General features: G+C 48.8%; 16 protein-coding genes. 3 read left to right on the top strand and 13 right to left on the bottom strand.

The genetic code is table 11. The features are described from left to right. Positions 1-107 precede the first annotated feature (107 nt). From mmsB to LKI20_RS06295, 3 genes are all read right to left on the bottom strand, one after another. Positions 108-1,331, bottom strand: coding sequence for a multiple monosaccharide ABC transporter permease (mmsB, locus tag LKI20_RS06285; RefSeq protein WP_291771690.1), 1,224 nt, complete (start codon positions 1,329-1,331; stop codon positions 108-110). Beyond that, positions 1,328-2,881 (bottom strand): sugar ABC transporter ATP-binding protein, encoded by a 1,554-nt coding sequence (locus LKI20_RS06290; protein WP_291771693.1) that lies wholly within the window; start codon positions 2,879-2,881, stop codon positions 1,328-1,330. The genes mmsB and LKI20_RS06290 overlap by 4 nt, the downstream gene beginning before the upstream one ends. Positions 2,882-2,962: 81 nt before the next feature. Continuing rightward, the gene (locus LKI20_RS06295) at positions 2,963-4,120 is read right to left on the bottom strand and encodes a substrate-binding domain-containing protein (RefSeq protein ID WP_291773411.1); all 1,158 of its coding nucleotides are present in this window, start codon (positions 4,118-4,120) and stop codon (positions 2,963-2,965) included. A 241-nt stretch (positions 4,121-4,361) separates the two neighbouring features. Between LKI20_RS06295 and LKI20_RS06300 the strand changes: the two genes are divergently transcribed. The 3 genes from LKI20_RS06300 (at position 4,362) to LKI20_RS06310 (ending at position 6,867) form a co-directional block, all read left to right on the top strand. Then, complete coding sequence (locus tag LKI20_RS06300; protein ID WP_291771695.1) at positions 4,362-5,534, top strand: ROK family transcriptional regulator; 1,173 nt, start codon at positions 4,362-4,364, stop codon at positions 5,532-5,534. 21 nt (positions 5,535-5,555) lie between these two features. Further along, the gene (locus LKI20_RS06305; RefSeq protein ID WP_291771698.1) at positions 5,556-6,410 is read left to right on the top strand and encodes an ATP-binding cassette domain-containing protein; all 855 of its coding nucleotides are present in this window, start codon (positions 5,556-5,558) and stop codon (positions 6,408-6,410) included. A 118-nt stretch (positions 6,411-6,528) separates the two neighbouring features. Beyond that, the gene (locus LKI20_RS06310) at positions 6,529-6,867 is read left to right on the top strand and encodes a hypothetical protein (RefSeq protein ID WP_291771701.1); all 339 of its coding nucleotides are present in this window, start codon (positions 6,529-6,531) and stop codon (positions 6,865-6,867) included. A 224-nt stretch (positions 6,868-7,091) separates the two neighbouring features. On the opposite strand, the gene metF is transcribed toward LKI20_RS06310, so the two are convergent. The 10 genes from metF to LKI20_RS06360 form a co-directional block, all read right to left on the bottom strand. After that, positions 7,092-7,937 carry a methylenetetrahydrofolate reductase [NAD(P)H] gene (gene metF / locus LKI20_RS06315; RefSeq protein WP_291773413.1) on the bottom strand — a complete coding sequence of 282 codons (846 nt, stop codon included), beginning with the start codon at positions 7,935-7,937 and terminating at the stop codon, positions 7,092-7,094. A 1-nt stretch (position 7,938) separates the two neighbouring features. After that, a complete protein-coding gene (gene metE / locus LKI20_RS06320; protein WP_291771703.1) occupies positions 7,939-10,251 on the bottom strand; it encodes a 5-methyltetrahydropteroyltriglutamate--homocysteine S-methyltransferase in 2,313 nt (770 codons plus the stop codon). Positions 10,252-10,413: 162 nt separating this feature from the next. Next, positions 10,414-10,968, bottom strand: coding sequence for a SixA phosphatase family protein (locus tag LKI20_RS06325; RefSeq protein WP_291771705.1), 555 nt, complete (start codon positions 10,966-10,968; stop codon positions 10,414-10,416). A gap of 38 nt (positions 10,969-11,006) precedes the next feature. Next, positions 11,007-12,092 carry a tRNA (adenine-N1)-methyltransferase gene (locus LKI20_RS06330; RefSeq protein WP_291771708.1) on the bottom strand — a complete coding sequence of 362 codons (1,086 nt, stop codon included), beginning with the start codon at positions 12,090-12,092 and terminating at the stop codon, positions 11,007-11,009. A 185-nt stretch (positions 12,093-12,277) separates the two neighbouring features. Continuing rightward, on the bottom strand, positions 12,278-14,227 hold the full coding sequence (locus LKI20_RS06335; RefSeq protein ID WP_291771711.1) for an ABC transporter ATP-binding protein: 1,950 nt from the start codon (positions 14,225-14,227) through the stop codon (positions 12,278-12,280). After that, positions 14,227-15,987, bottom strand: coding sequence for an ABC transporter ATP-binding protein (locus LKI20_RS06340; protein WP_291771714.1), 1,761 nt, complete (start codon positions 15,985-15,987; stop codon positions 14,227-14,229). The genes LKI20_RS06335 and LKI20_RS06340 overlap by 1 nt, the downstream gene beginning before the upstream one ends. A 439-nt stretch (positions 15,988-16,426) precedes the next feature. Further along, positions 16,427-17,302: an ABC transporter ATP-binding protein gene (locus LKI20_RS06345; RefSeq protein WP_291771717.1), complete on the bottom strand. Its 876-nt coding sequence runs from the start codon at positions 17,300-17,302 to the stop codon at positions 16,427-16,429. Positions 17,303-17,348: 46 nt separating this feature from the next. Beyond that, positions 17,349-18,578, bottom strand: a complete 1,230-nt coding sequence (glgA, locus tag LKI20_RS06350) for a glycogen synthase (protein ID WP_291771722.1) — start codon at positions 18,576-18,578, stop codon at positions 17,349-17,351. Positions 18,579-18,617: 39 nt separating this feature from the next. Continuing rightward, complete coding sequence (locus LKI20_RS06355; RefSeq protein ID WP_291771724.1) at positions 18,618-19,067, bottom strand: tripartite tricarboxylate transporter TctB family protein; 450 nt, start codon at positions 19,065-19,067, stop codon at positions 18,618-18,620. Positions 19,068-19,176: 109 nt separating this feature from the next. Then, positions 19,177-20,709, bottom strand: coding sequence for a glutamate synthase subunit beta (locus tag LKI20_RS06360; RefSeq protein WP_291771727.1), 1,533 nt, complete (start codon positions 20,707-20,709; stop codon positions 19,177-19,179). Between the last annotated feature and the right edge of the window lies 1 nt (position 20,710).

Below are 20,710 nucleotides of genomic sequence, written 5' to 3' on the forward strand. Positions count from 1 at the left end.
TCTTGAGATTGCTGCTTGAGTACTGAGCTAGCGGCGAGGCAAAGGTGTGGTGACCGGACGATGACTACAGCCGACTCACCACACCCTGATTGCCGTCTACCGGATAATCAGCTCTTCTTGCGTTTTGACATGATGTCAATGGCCACTGCGACGAGCAACACCAGTCCTTTGATGGTTTTTACTATGGCTGTGTCCACACCCATAATCGAAAGCCCTTGATTGATGACACCCATGACGAAGGCGCCGACGACAGCACCAGGAATCGTTCCTATGCCACCTGTGACCGCGGTTCCGCCGATAAAGCATGCTGCAATGGCATCCATTTCAAATTCCATGCCGGCCTGGGCCGTAGCCGAGGCAAGACGTGAGAGCATGCAGACGGCAGCAACGGCTGACAGAAATCCCATATGGATGTACAGCGTGAAATCGACCCTGCGCGAGTCAATGCCAGAAAGGATTGCAGCCTTCCTGTTCCCTCCGACCGCGTAGACATGACGTCCGAAAACCGTTCGTGTCAGGATGAAGTTGTAGACCAACACCAGAACTGCCACGATCACCAGCATGATCGGTGTTCCTCCCTGATCCTCATTACCTGAGGAGGCCAGGAGGTAGGTCACGAAGATGATAACGATGGACGCGATGACGATTTTCCCGATGGTCAGACTTATCGGTTCTGTGGCGAGCCCAACCTTCGCGGCCTTGCGTCGGCGAGAGATTTGCGCCCATGCGAATGCCGCGATGCATATCAGGCCGAGCACAATGGTCAAACCGTCGAAGGGACCCCAGAACATCAGAATATTTGGCAGATAGTTCCTTGCGATGCCTCTGAAGGCAGATGATGTGATCGGCACCGATTCGCCAACGATGACAGTCGCTAGACCGCGGAAAATTAACATGCCTGCAAGTGTGGTGATGAATCCAGGGATACCAACATATGCAACCCAGAATCCCTGCCATACACCTACCAGCAAGCCGACGATCAGGCTGACCACAATGGCAAGTACCCAGTTCATGCCCTGCCGTTCCATCAGAAGCGCACATACACCGCCAATGAATGCTACCAGCGATCCCACGGAAAGATCGATATGCGTCGCAATGATCACCATCACCATGCCGATGGCGAGAATAATCACATAGGCGTTCTGTTGAATGAGTGAAACGAAGCTGTTCGGCTTCAGCAGCACTCCCCCTGTAAGTATCTGGAATACCAGAACGATTACGATAAGCGCACCGACAATACCGTATTGACGAGCGTTGCTGGCTATAGCGGAGAGCATGCCGGTTTCTTTGTCTCGACTCGATTTTTTCGGTTCAATGGTTGCGGATGTCATCGCGCCGCCACCTGCCTTTCCTTGGTCATGCCCCTCATCAGGTATTCCTGGGTGAAGGCTTTTTTAGGCACATCGTCGGTGATAATGCCTTGGCTTACGGTGTAAATTCTGTCGCAGATGCCGATTAGTTCGGGCAGCTCCGAGGAAATGACGATAACCGCTTTGCCCTCGTCGGCCAAATGGTCGATGATTTCGTAGATTTCGTATTTGGCGCCTACATCGATACCGCGTGTGGGCTCGTCAAGAATCAGTATGTCAGGGTTGGATATAACCCATTTCGCCAACACTACCTTCTGCTGATTACCTCCGGAAAGAGTGGAAACCGCAACATCAATGTTTCTGCACTTAATGTTGAAATCCTTGCGGTATTCCTCGACCTCACGCCTCTCGACATTGCCGTCCATTACGCCACGTCTGCTCATCTTCCTGAGGGATGCAAGCGCTGCGTTCTCACGGATGTTCTGTAGCAGATTCAGACCGAACACCTTGCGATCCTCCGTTGCATACGCCAGACCGGCATCGATTGCGGACTGCACATTCGGCATCTGTACCGGCTTGCCTTTGACGAAAGCCTCGCCTGAAACATTGCTGCCATAGGAATGGCCGAAAATACTCATCGCCATTTCAGTTCGTCCGGCACCCATAAGTCCGGCCAAACCAACAATCTCTCCGGACCGAACATAGAAGTTGGCGTGATCCATCACGACTCTTGAGGTATCAAGAGGATGATGCACCGTCCAATCCTTCACGCGGAAGAGTTCCTCACCTGGGCTGGAATCATGATCTGGATACATATTCGTCAATTCCCTGCCAACCATCTTACGAATCAGCTCATCCTGATCGAAGGGTGTTTCTGGGGAGATAATCATGTCTCCTACGGTCGATCCGTCTCTGATGATGGTCACGGCGTCTGCGATTGACGCCACCTCATTGAGCTTATGTGTGATGATGATGCTGGAAACCCCTTGCTCATCTCTCAGCTGTCGAACCAGATTCAGCAGATGCGCTGAATCCTCGTCGTTCAAAGCGGCGGTTGGTTCATCGAGTATCAGCAGTTTGACATCTTTAGAAAGAGCCTTGGCAATCTCCACCAATTGCTGCTTGGCGACACCGATATCCATGATTTTGGTATCGGGGTCCTCGGGTAGTCCGACTCGCTTCATCAGACGGTTCGCTTCTACTCGCGTGTCATTCCAATCTATGACTCCGCCTGCGGAACGCTCGTTGCCCATGAAGATATTCTCCGCGATTGAGAGAAAGGGACTGAGCGCGAGCTCTTGGTGGATGATGACGATTCCGTCGGCCTCGGAATCGTTGATGGTGTGGTATTTGCACTCTTTGCCTTCGAAAACGATCTTTCCTGTATAACTGCCGTGGGGATACACCCCCGAAAGAACATTCATCAGCGTTGACTTTCCTGCCCCGTTCTCACCGCAGATCGCGTGGATCTCTCCGCGGTCCACCGACATATTCACGTCGGTGAGCGCTTTGACTGGGCCGAAGGTCTTCGTGATTCCCTGCATCTGCAGGATTGTGTCAGCTTCTGACATCACGTCACTCCTATTCCTTGTCTGCATGATCGCCCAGTTCGGCTGCGGTCTGAATACGGCCGCAGCCTTTGGGCTTGCACATTACTTGGTCAGCTGATTGAATTTGTCCTGGCTGACGTAACCCGCTTTGACCAGATCACTCAGATTGTCTTTGGTGATGCTCACTGGATCCAGAAGCTTTGACGGTACGTCGATGGTGTTGTTGTTGAACTTGCCATTGAGTCCGGTAACGTCCTTACCTTCTGCGATCTCGATAATCATGTCGTACACTGCATCCGCGAGGTCATTCACGTTCTTGAACACCGTTTGACCTTGCAGCCCCTGGCTGATATTGGCCACCGCAATCTCCATCGCGTCCTGCCCCGTCATGAAAGGCCAGCTGTCGGTTCCTGGCTGCATATCTGGGCGCTTTGACTGGATCGCATTGATGACGCCTTGTGTGATCCCGTCATATGGGCTAAGAACTGCGTTGAGTTTCTGCCCTTGGGAGTATGTGGAGTCGAGGATTGATTCCATATCCTTCTGCGCCTGCTCTGTTTTCCAGGATTGTACCGAGATCTTCTGCCAGTCGTCGACGGTGAAGTCCTTGGTCACACCCCCGCCGTGATTCGATGGTGAGACCAGTACGCCCGATTCAAAATACGGTTGTAACAGGTCCCAGGCGCCTTTGAAGAAATACTTGGCATTGTTATCGTCTGGTGAGCCTGTGAACAATTCGATATTGAAGGGGCCTTTCGCACCGTCCTTGAGCCCCAGCGAATCAATTATGTAGTTGGCTTCCAGCACGCCCACCTGTTCAAGTTGGAAGGTTGCGTAGTAGTCGACAGCTTTGGTGTTCATGATCAGACGGTCATAGGCGATAACTTTGGTGCCCGCGTCCTTGGCCTTTTCGACTGCAGGGCCGACCGCCGTGCCATCCTTGGCGGCGACAACCACGATTTTCGCATCGTTGTTCACCATATTCTCGATGTCTGAATTCTGCTGTGCTGGCTTGTCATCAGCAAAGGAAAGAATGACCTTGTAGCCGGCGTCCTCAAGTTTTGCTTTGAGGTTGTTGCCGTCTTTGTTCCAGCGCTCCTCCGACTTCGTTGGCATAGAGATGCCGATGGTGGCACCTTTTTCCAATGAGGATGATTCCTCAGTCGCTGCTCCAGAACGCGTACCGCCACACGCTCCCAGACTTATCATCATGGCAAGGCCGGTGGCGGCGGCCATGACTTTACCCAATGTTCTGCCCATTGCTTTCATGTGTTCTCCTTCTTCATCGAGGGAAGCTGCGGACTACTTTGTCCACCAATCTGATCTCTAGTTCAGATTTGCTATCACTATACATTTTTGTGTTCAAGACTTCAACTCAATATCAAATAAAATAGATATTTGTATTTATAGCTTGAATATAAAGAATGTATTTATCAAAGAATTCTTCCTCCCACACCAATTCTGTCGCAAACGGGCTTCACAGCTTGTATGCTAGGTTGCTATGAACGCACGATTCTTTGGCTCCCAGTCCTCATTACGAGAGGCCAACCGAGCAACACTGTTGAAGACCGTGCGCAACTACGGAGCCATGACCCAGGTTGAACTGGCGGAAAACACTGGGCTGTCAACCGCAACAGTATCCAATCTTGTACGTCAGCTTGTCGACGAAGACATATTTGAAACCAAGGCAACCATTCGCAACGGACGTCGTGCGACCCTTGTAGCGCTCACCCGTCGCAAGGGCATTGGAGTGGGTGTGCACATCGAACGCCGTCATCTCCGCGTGGTGCTGATGGACTTCGCCAAAGTAGTGCTCAGTGAACGCGGGATGCCGCTGGCTTTGAATCATCGTCCTGACTCGACCATTGAAAGGATTCTGGTGCTCATCAAGGAAATGGTGAGTGCTATAGGCGCGGCCATCGACGAAATCGTGGGCATCGGCCTAGCAGTGGGAGCTCCCCTTGAATACCGAACCCATTGTGTGGCAATACCCGGAATTCTGCATGGCTGGGAGGGTATGGATCTCACAGCTCCCTTCCGTAAGGCATTCAATGTTCCCGTCAATGTGGACAATGATGCCAACGCCTCCGCATTTACTGAAATGCGCATCGGAGCCGCCAACGGTGTCGATAACTTCGTATATATCCAAGCCGATGACGGTGTTGGAGCAGGCATTGTGATTAACGGAAAACTGCTTCGAGGAATCACTGGATTGGCGGGAGAAATCGGACACGTGCAGGTCGATCCCCTTGGCAGCATATGCAGTTGCGGCAACCGCGGATGCTTAAACACCGTGGTCGATGAGGATCGTCTGGTGTCTCTTCTCAGCGTGACACATGGCAATATGACCATGGAGGATTTGGTCAATATGACCAATGATGCCGATCCCGGATGCCGACGTGTGGTTTCCGATGCAGCGCTGCGAATTGGGGGCGTTGCGGCTGATCTCTGCATCTGCGTCGATCCTGAAATAGTCGTCTTAGGAGGGACACTGTCCACGACCGGCGATGTGTTCCTTGATCCCTTTCGAGAGTCACTCCAACGATTGCTCTTCCCAGACGCCCTGACACCAATGCAAGTCAAATCCGCCGCCTACCCGGTTTTCAACGCTGCAATAGGTGGAGCGCTGATGTCCATCGAGCAGGCAGATAACACCATCGGAACAAGGTCATGACTAGCTCAGAGAGGAGATAACATGACCGCAAAAGAGCATCACCCTCTTCTTGAAACCATAGATGTTTCATTACGTTTCGGATTCACCGAAGCATTGAAGAACGTGAATCTGACGATTAACAGACGCGAGGTGCTCGCCGTCGTAGGCGACAACGGGGCCGGCAAATCGACTCTGGTCAAAACTCTGGCAGGTTTTTACCAGCCCAATGCTGGACAACTGCTATGGAAATCCGAGGCCGTCTCAATTTCGAGTATCAGAGAGGCGAATGAGCTAGGCATAGCCTCAGTTTTCCAAGACCCGGAATTCTGTGAGAATCTCGACGTTGCGTCTAATCTGTTTCTCGGCAAGGAGAAACGCTCGACCTTCAGAAGAAGAGATGACGAGGGTATGTACAAGGAGGCGAAAGCCGTACTGAGAACGCTCTCTTCGGTGATCCGCATAGGGCAGCCGATAGCTTCACTCTCAAAAGGACAGCGACAAACCGTTTCCATTGCGCGCACACTGCTGAGCAACCCCGAACTGATACTTCTGGACGAGCCGACCGCATCTCTTTCGGTTATGCAGACCGCCGAAGTACTCTCATACATCAAGCGCTTGCGAAGTGAGAATCATTCTGTGCTCATGATATGCCATGACCTTCCCGATGTATTCGCTGTTGCGGACCGCATCATCGTGATGAGACAGGGTCGCATCAACGGTGTGCACTACACCAAGGAGACCAGCTACGAGCAGATTATCGCCGAGATTGCAGGCGTGAACGGCAGTGGTCAACCATTCAACGATGAGCGGCAAACACAGATCGCGGTGAATGGCATGATCGCCCAGCATCAGCTCATTGACCGATCCATGAAACACCATCCATTTGCGACATTGTAAGCATGCAGCACAATACAACAGAACCACCACAAGACCGAGCCTCCATGAGAATCGGACTTGCTCGGCGCAATGGCTTCTGATTTGGAGCTAAGCGCACGAAGCACTGAAAGGGATAACCATGCAGTATCTGCTATATGTGGGAATCATTATCGTCGGACTTGCGATAGGACTGTTTTTCGGAGCACTGCCACTGCGTAGCAGCGAGATGAATGACAAACAGCAGAAACACTCATCCCTGGTGGGTATGGTGGCGCTCGGCATAGTTGCCGTACTCATCATCATCGGACAGGATGCTGCATCGTGGATTGCGATTGCTAGCTTATTCGTAGGTTTCGGCATCGGTAAGATCCCCGCGCTTCGTCGTATACTTATCAGCCGTTGGCCCTATCTCAAAGCAGCACCGGCAAAAAACCACAAGGGACGGAACAATGGTTCTGCCAAAAAAGGTGAGCATTAGACGCTGCTTTGGCAGCTAAAGCCGTTTACGTAGTGAGCTCAAGTTGAGCGTCCTGTCATTCCTCGCGAATCGTTTCAATATCGAAGCCCAGAATGGTAAAGCAATCGAATGACTCACCGCTCACTACGCCATTCATCAAAGAGCCTGCTGCGCATCAGATGCATGCCTCATTCTCTGTTGGGTACTGATACACATACCAAATACCCTCAACCGACCTTCAGTGCTTAGCGCTCAAACAAGATGTGCGTGTTGTTCCAAATCCGTCGTGTTGTTCCTGCATGATTCATCGTGTAGAGATGGATGCCGTCAACTCCATCGGCTACAAGATCGCTGATTTGTTCAGACGCATAGACTATTCCTGCCTCGCGTAAGGCTTCACGGTCATTCCCCCACCTATCCAAGAGCTTCGCTAAACGTGGAGGGATTTTCGATCCACACATAGAGACCATGCGTCGTATTTGTGACGCGCTAGTCACCGGCATAATGCCAGCTTCTATCGGCACAGTTATTCCTGCACACCGCGCTTGATCAATAAAATGTAAGAAGTCTGTATTATCGAAAAACAACTGAGAGATTAGCCGATCAGCACCCGCATCAACTTTAATTTTTAGATGCTCGATATCTTCGTCCATATTGTTAGCGGTAGGGTGACACTCTGGATAGCAAGCGGCAAACACTTCGAGATTAGGCTTATGCTCACGGATGTAGTTCACCAGATCGCTGGCGTATTCGAAAACATGTGCTGGTTCTCGATCTGGGAGAACGTTACCGCCTAAGGCAAGAACCGCAGATACACCAGCCTTCTCAAAGAGCTCGAGCTCAACATCAATATCAGCCTGATTAGCATACAGGGCAGTGAGATGTGCAACTGCAGGAATGTCATACTCTGACTTGATTGTATGTGCAATCCTTGCGGTGATGGTTTGATCCGTTTCCTTACCTGTGCCGAAAGTTACTGAAATGAAGTCAGGATTCACGCCCTGTAAGCCATCGAGAGTGTCATAAATCGTTCCCACTGGTGTATCACGTTTCGGTGGGAATACCTCTAAAGAAAAGGTTGTCGAATGCAAACTACCGCTCCAAACGCTCACGTACTGCTTTAGCCGCGGCAACCATATGTTCTAGACTTGGCCACGTTTCTGCATTCCCACGCGTTTTTAGACCACAGTCGGGATTAATCCATACAGATGAAACATCCATTTTCTCTAAGATCTCAGCAATTCGATGTTCAATTTCTTGCTGTGAAGGTATACGAGGTGAATGAATATCGTAAACTCCTGGGCCCGCTTCGGTTTCAAAATGAGCTTCTTGGATAGCATCGAGAACAGTCAAATCTGAGCGCGAAGCCTCGAAGGAAATAACATCAGCATCCATGGCATCGATATCACGGATGATGTCGTTAAACTCCGAATAGCACATATGAGTATGGATCTGTGTACCTGGTTTTACACCTGAATGCACTAGGCGGAAAGCAGGTATGGCCCAATCAAGATATTGTGAATGCCAGTCACTTCTACGCAGAGGAAGTTTTTCTCTCAGTGCAGCTTCATCAATTTGAATGACCTTAATACCAGCACTCTCAAGATCCAACACCTCATCTCGAATCGCCAGCGCTAATTGAGTCGTCTGTAGCTTATGCGAGATATCTTCGCGAGGCCAAGACCAGTTGAGAATAGTCACTGGGCCTGTCAACATACCCTTAACCACACGATTAGTGCGAGATTGAGCATAGGCACTCCAAGCTACTGTAATGGGATGCGCTCTAGAAACATCAGACCAGACAATAGGTGGCTTCACACAACGAGTACCGTAAGACTGTACCCAGGCATTCTTAGTGAATAGGAAACCATTGAGATTCTGACCGAAATATTCGACCATATCGTTACGCTCAAACTCGCCATGAACCAACACATCGAGTCCAATAGATTCCTGCTTAGCAAGCACATCATCAATTTGTGTCTTGATGAAAGCATCATAGTCATTCTGACTAATGTCGCCGTGCCGTAGTTTGGCACGTTCTGCCCTGACTTCTTTAGTCTGAGGGAATGAGCCGATCGTTGTTGTCGGTAACAACGGCAACTGCAATTCTTCGCGTTGTAGACGTTGGCGCTCCTTGCGTTCAGGCTGACGATTGAATTCACTCTCAGAAAGCTTGGCCACACGGGTAGTAACCGCAACATCTGGATTTACGCGGTGCCCATCAAACAATGCCTGATTTTGTGCAAGCTGGGTCGAATTCTTACGTTCCTGGTCATCTGCTGATGCAAGAGTTGCTATTTCACTAATCTCATCGAGCTTTTCAACAGCAAACGCAAAATGCTGTCGGACTTCTGTGGATAGACCATCCTCTTGAGCAACGCTAAATGGCACATGCAACAATGATGAAGCAGAAGATATAGCTACATGGTCTGTGATTTTACGTACTGCATCAACAATGCCGAGACTTACTGCATAATCATTGCGCCAAATGTTTCTTCCATTGACTACACCTGCAAAAATCGTAGTATTTGCTGGCACGCCGAATTGTTCGAGGGCAGCGAGATTGTCATTTTTCCCTTCAACAAAATCTAGACCAATGCCGTCGAATCCAAGCAAGCTCAGAGTCTCATAGGAGTCACGAATATGGCCAAAATACGTTTGCAATAGTAGTCGAACGCGGCCATTTTCAGAATCGCGGTTAGGAAGAATCTTGGAATAGATGCTCTTAAAGAGCTCAAGATCTCCCCGTTCCTTGTCCAAAACCAAATACGGTTCGTCGAACTGCACCCAGTCAGCACCGAGTGAAGCAAAACGCTGCAATAGCTGAGAATACGCTGCAGAAATCTGCTCAATCAGACCTCGGTCAACAGTTAAGGGAGCACCTTCAGGACGACGTGCAAGTTTAAGGAATGTATAAGGGCCAATAAGCACAGGCTTCGTGTTAATACCTAGTGCCTTAGCCTCTTCAAACTCTTGGAATGGTTTCTCACCAGTCAACTCGATATTTACAGAATCATCGATCTCAGGGACTAAGTAATGGTAGTTAGTGGTGAACCACTTTTTCATCGGCAATGCTGTTACATCGCCCTTATCGCCCTGATAACCTCTGCCCATGGCAAATAATGTATCTTCTTGCGAAAGAGCAAGCCTTTTGTAACGTTGTGGAACAACACCGAGAAGTATCGCAGTGTCTAACATTTGGTCATAATAGCTGAAATCATTACTAGGGATTAACGAAATCCCTGCCTGTCGCTGGATCCTCCAGTGGCGCTCACGCAACACTTTCGCTGTGGCTTTCACGTCATCAATGCCGTGTTTACCTCTCCAATAGCCCTCAATGCTTTTCTTAAGCTCCCTATCAGAACCAATACGCGGGAAACCAACAACAGATGTGGGCACAGACATGAAACCTCCAATAGGTATTTGACGACTGTTGCAGACTAACAAACAGAAGCCAACATGATGTAATTAACAGGATTAAGGTGTCGCTATAAATTTCTTTTATACCAGTTGATCGACGGACACATATTCACGATATGAGTGAGCGGCTAGACACAAACTAAGAGTTTAGAAGTCGTGCGGTCCAAGTACGGCCAACAGATTCGCACTGTGTATTTGCCAGTTCTTGAATGGTTCATTGGAACCAAAAATAGCCAAATTTGCCGGTGACATGCCTAGATTCAACAGATCGAGTCTCTCAGGATCAGAATCAGAAGTGGCGAGCCACTGGCAGCTGATTGATACAGTTGGCTCATGTCCTACAATCATTAACACTTTGCGTTTGGTCTTTGTAGCCTGCAATTCATCCAAAATTGCCTGCACACCACCCTCATATAAGCTTTGACGCATATCAACTTTGGGCTTATCACCAAAAACACGAAGCATTCGCTCCAAAGTCTGACGAGTCCTATCAGCCCCTGAGCATGCAATCCTGTCAGGAATCAAGTTCAAAGATTCCAAACCTTTAGCAACTGATTTGGCCTGTTTAACACCTTTGTCTGTGAGCTGACGCTGTCTGTCATCACCTTTACCAAAAGCTTCTGCTTTTCCATGGCGCATGACTATTAACACGTATTCGTAAGAATGCGCACGCTTGGCGACTTTACTCATGTTGACACCCATGCAGCGCACCTTTCATAAACCGGTAGCTTCCCGATTGTTTAGTGGCCGTCGTTGTCTTCGGCATCACCTTCAACAACTTTGCTTCCAACGGCACTGTTTGTAATGACCTCGCGTTGATGATCTAAATCTCTGATCACTTTGCGCAGCTTTCGGTCTGAGATATCACGCAGTTCGAGCTCTTCGAGATCCCCCTGACCGCGGTCACGGTCAACATCAGTATACGTGTTTTTTGCACCCCGCTCACGCTTGCGTAATGCCGGCATGTCATCTGCCATTAACCGTGATATCACCAGAAAACCAGTGTGCCCGATCATTTGATGGTCAGGGCGCACAGATAAGCCTTGTGCCTTCCAACTGCGTTCAAGAGTTTCATCAATCTGTGGTTCCGTCCAACGATCCGAGTCTCGCAAGGCTTCTGCCAAACGACTCATCTGAGTAGTAGTAGTGATATAGCTGATGAACACACCACCAGAAGTCAATACACGCTCAACCTCATGCAACCTATTCCAAGGATCAAGCATATCTAATACCACTCTGTCATAACTATTGGCTGGCAAGGTGTGTGCGACGGTATCAAAATCACCTTGGAGTAGAGACCACCACTGGGGGTCACCTCCGAAATATACGGCAGCGTTGGCTTGTGCGATATGCGCAAATTCAGGGCGTAACTCAATGGTGGTGAGCTCCCCTTGCTCCCCTACTGCATCTAATAGATGGATACTTAACGCACCTGATCCAGCACCAGACTCGAGGACCCGCATACCACTGCGAATATCACCAAGACTGAGTACCTGTGCTATATCTTTGGGATACATGATTTGTGCACCTCGCGGCATAGAGAGCACATAATCTGCGAGTCGTGGCCGCATCACACAATAGGCCCAGCCACCTATTGCACGGGCAGATTTCCATGGCTTACGTTGATCGTGATCCTCGGGAGATTGCGTGGTAGTTGTAGTGACCACGATGCTTCCCTCACTCAGGCCAATGACATCATCGTGACGAATATGTCCATGCGGGGTTTGCACTACTGAGCCAGCTTCAATCTGAGTCGTAATCATATTGCCCTTGCGGTCAGTGAATTGAACCTTCTCACCAACCTGAAACGGTCCACGTACTGCCATAACACGCCCTCCATCATCACACCAATATTCTGACCACGCGGTGTTGACCACACCATGCTGCTCTACACCAGCTGACCATACAGCTACTGCTGCATCTTTGATATCAACAGTATGATTCAGTCAGGATCACCCCAGTTCAGGGCGCATGCACTCAACCATGTTCTCAACCATGCGCCCAACCCGCATCATTCTGATGCTTGTGTGAACTGTGAATTATACAGGGCAGCATATGCGCCGTTCTGCGCGATTAATTCATCATGAGAACCTTGCTCAATAATTGAACCGTGATTCACCACAAGGATGAGATCTGCATCACGGATTGTGGACAGTCTGTGGGCTATCACAAAGCTCGTACGATTCTTACGCAAGGCATTCATCGCTTGTTGTACCAACAATTCAGTCCTTGTATCTACAGAACTCGTCGCTTCGTCGAGAATTAATATATCTGGATCTGAAAGGAATGCACGACAAATCGTCATCAGCTGACGCTCTCCCTGACTTAATTCAGAACTGTCCTCATTAAGGATTGTGTCATAGCCTTTTGGCAAACGGCGTATAAATTCGTCGACGTGAGTAGCTTTGGCTCCATCAAGCATCTGTTCCTCAGTGAGGTTCCTACCCTCGTGCACGCCATACAAGAGATTGTCACGAACTGAACCGTCAAAAAGCCAAGTATCTTGCAGCACCATACCAAAGTGACTACGGAGGCTATCTCTGGTTACCGTCGAGGTGTCAACGCCATCGATGGTGATGCTGCCGCCTTGAATCTCATAAAAACGCATCAGCAGGTTTACCAAAGTAGTTTTACCTGCACCTGTTGGGCCAACAATTGCTACGGTTTGACCAGGCTTGGCTTCCAATGAAAGATGCTGGATCAGAGGCTCATCCTTCCTATATGAGAAGGAAACGTCATTGAAACGCACATGCCCTTGAATTGATCCACCAGTCAATTCGCCTATTTCATGAGCATCTACTGGGTCGGGCAACTGTTCTTCTTCATCCAAGAATTCAAAAATACGTTGACAACTAGCCAAAGAACTTTGCAGCATAGTGCCCATGGAAGCCAATTCACCTAGAGGCTGTGACGACTGCCTCGAGTATTGAGTGAAAGCCTGCAAATCTCCAAGACTCATGGTGCCTGAAAGTACTTTCACACCACCGAATATAACTACTAAGACAAAGCTGAGATTGCCGAAGAATGTGGTTACAGGGGTAACAAGAGAGGACAGGAAGGATGCCTTAAATGACGCGTCATACAGATCATGGTTGCGTTGTTCGAACTCAGCTTTTGCTTCTTCTTGACGGCCATATGAGCGCACAATCATGTGTCCCGAAAACATCTCTTCGACATGACTGTTCACTTCACCTGTTTTAGCCCATTGTGCAATGAAATTCGGCTGGGTCTTCTTCATGATGAACCCTGCACACAAACCCATAACTGGAATAATAATAAAAGCAATCAACGTTAACCACGGGGATATCGACAGCATCATAATAAAAGTGCCCACAACCATGAATACTGAGAAGAACAGTTCACCGAGTATTTGCTGCAAAGTCTGCGAAATATTATCCACGTCGTTAGTTGTCCTACTCATGACTTCACCACGAGGTGTCCTGTCAAAATACTGCAGAGGAAGACGAGACATCTTATCTTCTATCTGTGCTCGCATTTCGAACACGGCATTTGAGACAACCCTTGTCATGAGGAAGTTCTGAACTAATCTGAGCAGAATTGAGACTAGATAAATGCCGATAACAATCAACAAGATTGTACCGAATTTCTTCCAGTCGATGCCCTCACCAACTTTGACGTTCATCGATGAGATCATATCTGCAAAAGAATCTTTCCCTTGAGCCCTGAGACCAGAGATGACTTGCTTTGTAGATGTTCCCTTAGGTATACCTTGCTGCTGAAGCATCATGCCGAGAATGCCTGAGAACAAGACATTCGTGGCTTTACCCAAAATCTTGGGGCCAAGAACGATCAACCCTACCGAGATCATTCCAGAAACGACCATAGTGATTACTCGTACTTTGCTGGCCAGGAGATAGTGCAGCAGTCGCTTGATAATATTTCCAGTCTGGCCTTTTTTCTGCACAGGGATTGCAGAAGCCATTGATGAACCGTGTGACATTATTCTCCCCTCCCATCCAAAGTTAATGTCTCTACATCAGGACCCAAACCACCCTGTGATTCGACAATTTCCTGATACGTCGGGCATGACTGCATCAATTCCTCATGACTGCCCCTACCCACAATCTGCCCGGATTCAAACACTAATATCTGATCAGCATCTCGTATTGATGTAGCTCGTTGTGCCACAACAATCTGCGTAGCATTGCTGGTGACATGGGATAATGCTTCACGTAACTTGCGATCTGTAGCTACATCGAGTGCTGAGAAAGCATCATCAAATGTATAGATCTTCGGACGACGTAATACTGCTCGCGCAATACATAGTCGCTGCTTCTGCCCACCTGAAAAGTTTGTACCACCTTCAGATACTGGCGCATCAAGTCCCTGAGGATTTTCACTGACGAATTCTTCAGCTTGAGCTATGCGGAGAGCATTCCAAATGTCGTCATCGCTTGCATCAGCAGCCCCATATTGCATGTTAGAGCGGATAGTTCCTGAAAATAGAACAGCTTGCTGTGGCACTTGGCCAAATAACAAGTTCAGCTGTGCTGGATCATATTCGCGTACATCATGACCATCGATAAGCACTTCCCCAGAAGTGACATCGAACATTCTATTCATGAGTCGAAGTACCGTTGACTTCCCCGATCCAGTGGAACCAATGATAGCTGTAGTACGCCCAGGTTCCGCCGTGAAGGACAGGTCCTGCAGGACTGGATCTTCAGCGCCAGGATATGAGAAAGCTACATGTCTGAATTCGACAGTGCCAAGAGGCGCATCATTGTGATAAGGGTGCTCGGGTGCAGTAATACTGCTCGTTGCATTCATTACCTCATTGATGCGCTTACTCGCTACGGATGCACGAGGGACCATTACCATCATCATTGCTGCCATCATGAGGCCAATCAAAATAATCATCAGATATTGGATGAAAGCCTGCAAAGACCCAATTTGCATACCACCTGATTCGATGCGCTTGCCGCCGAACCACATAATTGCCACATTAGAGAGATTGATGATAAAGAACAGCAAGGGAATCATCATGCTCATCAAGCGACCGGTGGACATCAACGTGTCATAGACATCGCGATTAGCAACATGAAAACGTTCAGCCTCACTGCGTTCACGGACAAATGCTCTGATTACACGCACTCCACTAATTTGCTCGCGAACAAGCTTATTCACCGCATCCAGTCGTCGCTGCATCTTAGCGAATAAAGGACCCATCTGAGACATAAGAATGCCCGCAACTAACAGCACCACTGGGAGTATCACTGCAAGTGACCACGTCAGAGGACGATCTTGCTGAAGCGCCAGAATTACGCCGCCAATAAATTGCACCGGTGCTTGTAACACAATCAACAACACCTGCATAGTGGTCATCTGTACTTGCTGCACATCATTCGTTGTTCGAGTTATTAATGAACCAGCTGAGAAACGTTCAACCTCTTGAAGACTCATATCTTCGACAGCACTGAATATGTCACGACGTGTTTCATACCCAAGTCTCATCGCCAAACGTGTTGAGTAATACACTGCAACGAGATTCGCAAGAATCTGAACCAGCGATATACCAATCATCTGAAATCCATAACGATAAATAGCGCTTTTATCGCCTGCCGCTACTCCATTGTCAATAATATCTGCCTGAAGATTTGGCAGATACAGATTTAATACTGTCTGTGCCACCTGGAAAACCACTAATATGGCAACCTGAAACCAATATGGCCTGAGGTATTTGCCCCAAAGTCTTAACATTCATCCTCCACATACCTGCGAATACACGATGGGCGCAGCCCAACGCAAACCTTGCCTAGACTACTACCCCATAGTTTTATTCGGTGACAAGTGGGTGAATTATTACCTATTCTCAGCCCTCCGAGAACTTCTTGAATTTGAAGGCAATGTCATCGCACAAACATGGCGTAACAACCCGCGCAACAGATACAAAATATGAATGTTCCTCACCATGAATGCAATAGTTGCATCAATCGCGAAGGCATTGTCGCTTGTGTAGGGATTTTTCAGCTTTTTATGCTTTTCCTGAAATCGCAGTACCGTCGTTCCGCCATTTTCTGCGGTTTTACCGATTGTTATACTTTGGGTTCCCTACACAAACGGACGAACTCCTCAAATTCAGTGACTATTCACCCTAGCGTGGTGCGATGTTGAGCATTTGTGGGCAATATTGAGCGTTTCAGGCTAGAAAAGCGGACCAACGGCCCTGCTGCTGCGTGACATGGAGATTCATGCCAAAAATACTGCTCATACGTTGATCTGTGAAGCCATGTTCAAGGTCACCACGGTAAACGATAGTCCCAGGTTGCGGGTCGTCTCCAGAGGCGGCATCCTGCTGAGCCTGAGATTCATCGCCCTGTTCACGTCCCATAATGGCAACCTGATTAAAACCTTGGGGTATCTCTTCGAGTCGGTGAGTCACTAACAACACGCTCATAGTACTGTCTTGTGTGCCGATATCACTGAGCGCTTTGATAACTAGTTCCCTACCGCCCAGATCAAGCCCGGTTGTCGGTTCATCAAGAATGAGTAACTCTGGTGAAGCCATTAACGATCTACATATCAACACGCGTGTGCGTTCACCTTCAGACAATTTGACCATCTGTTTGCCACACAGGTATTCAATACCAAAGCGCCTCATTAGCGCACGAGCACTTTGAATTTCCTCTTCGCTATAACTGTCACGCCAACGACCTGTAATGGCCGTAAGTGCCGTCACTACTGCGTCAAGAGGGTCTTCATTGGGCGGGAACGCGCGCGAAAGCTCAGCTGAGCTCAATCCAATCCTGTTCCTGTATGAGAACACATCGACTTTGCCTAGTCGATTACCTAAAATGTCAACGGTCCCTGAGCTTGGATAACCTCTGGTACTCATCATGGCCACAAGACTCGATTTGCCGATACCATTTGGACCAAATAGTACCCACTTCTCTCCTGGCTCAATGCGGAGATTAACATTATGAAGAATTACACGCCGCTGTCTGCGGAACTCTACATGCTGAAGATCTATCGCAGCATCAGACCACCGTTGACCTTTGTTGACCGCAAGACTCATATCTCAACCTCGCCCTTACTGATACGCGTCGTTTTACTAACAACGATTAATCTTTTTGCAGCGCCCTGCGATATACCTCAATAGTCTCTTGCGCGATACGTTCCCATGAGAATAAGTCCTGTGCACGCTCAAATCCAGCCTTGCCCATCACTTTAGCTCTATCTAGATCATGGAACATATTGTCAATGGCATCAGCCATATCTTGCACGAACACTTCTGGGTTGGTTGGCGTTCCTGTACCATCGTGCAATTGTTCAAGTGGCACTAATGTGCCAGTGACGCCATCTTCTACTACCTCTGGGATACCTCCAGTAGCACTTGCTACAACGGGAAGGCCGCAAGCCATAGCCTCGAGATTCACGATGCCCAAAGGCTCATAAATACTTGGGCAAATAAAGACGTCAGAGCCATGCTCAAGAGCACATAACTCAGGTCGCGGGAGCATCTCCTCAATCCAAATGATGTTGCCGCGTTCTTGTTGTAACTGTGCAAATCCTGCTTTTACTTCCGCGGCAATTTCTGGCGTATCTGGAGCACCTGCACATAATACGATCTGGATACTGGCATCTATGCGGTGAAGAGCTTGGAGCAGATATGGCAGACCCTTTTGCCTTGTTATTCGTCCCACGAAAAGCAAGGTCGGCTTCTGACGATCAATGCCGTAACGGTCGAATACGCCCCATGCTGCTGCATCATCCGCTGGACGAACGAAATCACTCATCGTGATACCGTTGTGCACCACATCGACTCTATCCGGATTAACTTTCGGGTAAGCGCTGAGAATGTCTTGTTTCATACCGGCAGAAACTGCGATGATCCGATCGGCTGATTCATACGCATCTCTCTCAGCCCACGAACTTAGACGGTAACCCCCACCAAGCTGCTCGGCCTTCCAAGGGCGGAAGGGTTCTAGGCTGTGAGCAGTAATAACAAGAGGAATGTCATGAAGTTGAGAGGCCAAACGACCCGCCAAACATGCATACCATGTGTGCGCATGTACCACATCTGCGCTGACGTCCTGTGCCATTTGTAGATCCACGCCAAAAGTTTTTAATACAGTATCGGCTTGTTGTAATTCCGTCGGAACGTTATACCCAACAATATCCAGCGAATGACCAAACTGTTGATGGTCATAGTGCTGTTCTCGAGGACCATCAAACGCGCGAACAGTAACATCAATACGTTCTGCCAAGACTTTGGATAATTCCTCAACATGTACGCCAGCTCCACCATAAACGTGTGGCGGATATTCGCGTGTAAGTATGTCAACCTTCATCCTTGAAGCCTCCTCAACTTAGGGTTTATACTTCAGTTTTTATACTGCAGTACCATAATCATCAAGATTTGGGTTCTCTTTCGGCGATCCACCAACGAAAAAGAGGCTCAAAACACCTATTGCAAATACTGATGAAATAGTAATCACCAACCACATCGGTACATTAGACAACCACATGATTACCAAAAATGATGCGCAAGAGATAACAATGAGAACCCAACTCAGCAGACGTAACCATTGCCTTGTGGACTGAGGCATATGAATAGCGTTCGGTGTAGTACGCCCAGCAGAGGAGTCAAGCTGCGCAATCGTCCCGCCTGAAGGTTTCCACTCTATATCTTCATGCTCTTGAAGTCGCCTAGAACGCTCTTGCAAGGCATGTTCGTCAATCATTCCAGACCGTCCACGACCGTTGGTCTGATCATACTGGCTGGGTATGCCTCGCCGATCGCTTCTTGCTTGTGCTCGTCTCTGTGCACGATTGGACATCCTGGTCCTTCCTGTTGTATCTCTCCAGTTGATATCACTGGCACATTCATCGCAAAGAGGCTAGTGAAAATCTATCTAACACCACTTTGCGATGACAAGTAATGCTAGTTTATCGCGGAAGCATCATTGGACGTTGCGAGGCAAACACCGGAGCTGGGAGCTCAGTAGCACCCGTGAGGAAGTCGTCAACCGAAGCAGCACAGCTACGTCCTTCGGAAATTGCCCAAACCACTAAGGATTGACCTCTTCCAGCATCTCCACAGACGAATACGCCATCCTGGTTGGTTGCAAATTGATCATTGCGTGCCACGTTTCCGCGCGGATCCAATTCCACAGGAATCTGATCTACCAAAGTTGTGGTATCAGGATGCAAGAATCCGACTGACAATAATACAAGATCGGCAGGTAACACCCTTTCGGTACCTTCTTGCCTGGTGAATGGACCGTTCTCTCCAGGTGCCACATCGACAACTCGTAGACCTGTTACATGGCCATGCTCATCAGCAATAAAACTATCCGCAGCGGTGTTTTCGGTGATATTCACTTCGGCACCACGAGCATCTTCATCCAGGAATTCCACAGAATCTGTGCTGTATAGGTAGGTGCCACCCTCTTCCATCGAAGAGGTTTTCTGGTATGTGCGTGCATATGTTGGCCAAGGATTAGCGTCTGGGCGTTCTTCTGGCTCCTGCGGCATAATTTGTAATACAGTTACGGACTTGGCACCCTGTCGTAGTGACGTGCCCAAGCAGTCAGAACCGGTGTCACCTCCACCAATCACGATTACATGCTTATCTGTCGCGGTGATGTCGTTGATTGCTTCCTTACCCCAAACACGACGAGTTGCATCAGGCAAGAAGTCCATCGCATAGTGAATACCTTTGAGCTCACGACCAGTGATAGAGATATTACGTGGCACAGTTGAACCGATGGCGACCACAACTGCATCGTAACGACTGCGTAAATCATCCCAAGTGATGTCTTTGCCAATCTCAGTACTAGTGCGGAAACGAGTGCCCTCGGCTTCCATCTGCTCTACGCGCTTATCAAGCAGACTCTTATCGAGTTTGAAGTTAGGAATCCCATAGCGCATCAGGCCACCAATAGCATCCGCACGTTCATACACCACGACTGTGTGACCTGCTCTGGTAAGTTGTTGGGCGCATGCTAAGCCTGCTGGACCTGAGCCGACAACAGCGACCGTCATATCGGTAAGGCGCTGGGGTGGCTGAGGCTTGACGTAATCAAGTTCCCATGCCTGATCGATGATTGTCTGCTCGTCAAGCTTGATCATAGTCGGTGGTTGATGAATACCGAGCACACACGCCTGTTCACAAGGAGCTGGACAAATACGACCGGTAACCTCTGGGAAGTTGTTCGTCACAGAAAGACGGTTATATGCGTCCTCCCACTTCTCTTGACGAACCAAGTCATTGAACTCTGGAATGATATTGCCCAGAGGGCACCCTGTCATGCAGAATGGCGTTCCACAATCCATGCAACGAGCAGCCTGAATTGTTGTCCAAGGCTGCAAACCTTTTTCAGCATGGACATCGAACCAATCCTGAACTCTTTCATTAACTGGACGCTCAGCCAGTTCCTGACGGGTACGGACTTTCAAAAATCCTCTTGGATCTCCCATA

The organism is Bifidobacterium sp., assembly GCF_022647885.1.
Classification (GTDB): Bacteria; Actinomycetota; Actinomycetes; order Actinomycetales; family Bifidobacteriaceae; genus Bombiscardovia.

Excerpts from the sequence above, each read along its gene's own strand:
- mmsB (WP_291771690.1), bottom strand. The coding sequence starts at position 1,331 with ATGACATCCGCAACCATTGAACCGAAAAAATCGAGTCGAGACAAAGAA.
- LKI20_RS06290 (WP_291771693.1), bottom strand. The coding sequence starts at position 2,881 with ATGTCAGAAGCTGACACAATCCTGCAGATGCAGGGAATCACGAAGACC.
- LKI20_RS06295 (WP_291773411.1), bottom strand. The coding sequence starts at position 4,120 with ATGGGCAGAACATTGGGTAAAGTCATGGCCGCCGCCACCGGCCTTGCC.
- LKI20_RS06300 (WP_291771695.1), top strand. The coding sequence starts at position 4,362 with ATGAACGCACGATTCTTTGGCTCCCAGTCCTCATTACGAGAGGCCAAC.
- LKI20_RS06305 (WP_291771698.1), top strand. The coding sequence starts at position 5,556 with ATGACCGCAAAAGAGCATCACCCTCTTCTTGAAACCATAGATGTTTCA.
- LKI20_RS06310 (WP_291771701.1), top strand. The coding sequence starts at position 6,529 with ATGCAGTATCTGCTATATGTGGGAATCATTATCGTCGGACTTGCGATA.
- metE (WP_291771703.1), bottom strand. The coding sequence starts at position 10,251 with ATGTCTGTGCCCACATCTGTTGTTGGTTTCCCGCGTATTGGTTCTGAT.
- LKI20_RS06325 (WP_291771705.1), bottom strand. The coding sequence starts at position 10,968 with ATGGGTGTCAACATGAGTAAAGTCGCCAAGCGTGCGCATTCTTACGAA.
- LKI20_RS06330 (WP_291771708.1), bottom strand. The coding sequence starts at position 12,092 with ATGGCAGTACGTGGACCGTTTCAGGTTGGTGAGAAGGTTCAATTCACT.
- LKI20_RS06335 (WP_291771711.1), bottom strand. The coding sequence starts at position 14,227 with ATGTCACACGGTTCATCAATGGCTTCTGCAATCCCTGTGCAGAAAAAA.
- LKI20_RS06340 (WP_291771714.1), bottom strand. The coding sequence starts at position 15,987 with ATGTTAAGACTTTGGGGCAAATACCTCAGGCCATATTGGTTTCAGGTT.
- LKI20_RS06345 (WP_291771717.1), bottom strand. The coding sequence starts at position 17,302 with ATGAGTCTTGCGGTCAACAAAGGTCAACGGTGGTCTGATGCTGCGATA.
- glgA (WP_291771722.1), bottom strand. The coding sequence starts at position 18,578 with ATGAAGGTTGACATACTTACACGCGAATATCCGCCACACGTTTATGGT.
- LKI20_RS06355 (WP_291771724.1), bottom strand. The coding sequence starts at position 19,067 with ATGTCCAATCGTGCACAGAGACGAGCACAAGCAAGAAGCGATCGGCGA.
- LKI20_RS06360 (WP_291771727.1), bottom strand. The coding sequence starts at position 20,709 with ATGGGAGATCCAAGAGGATTTTTGAAAGTCCGTACCCGTCAGGAACTG.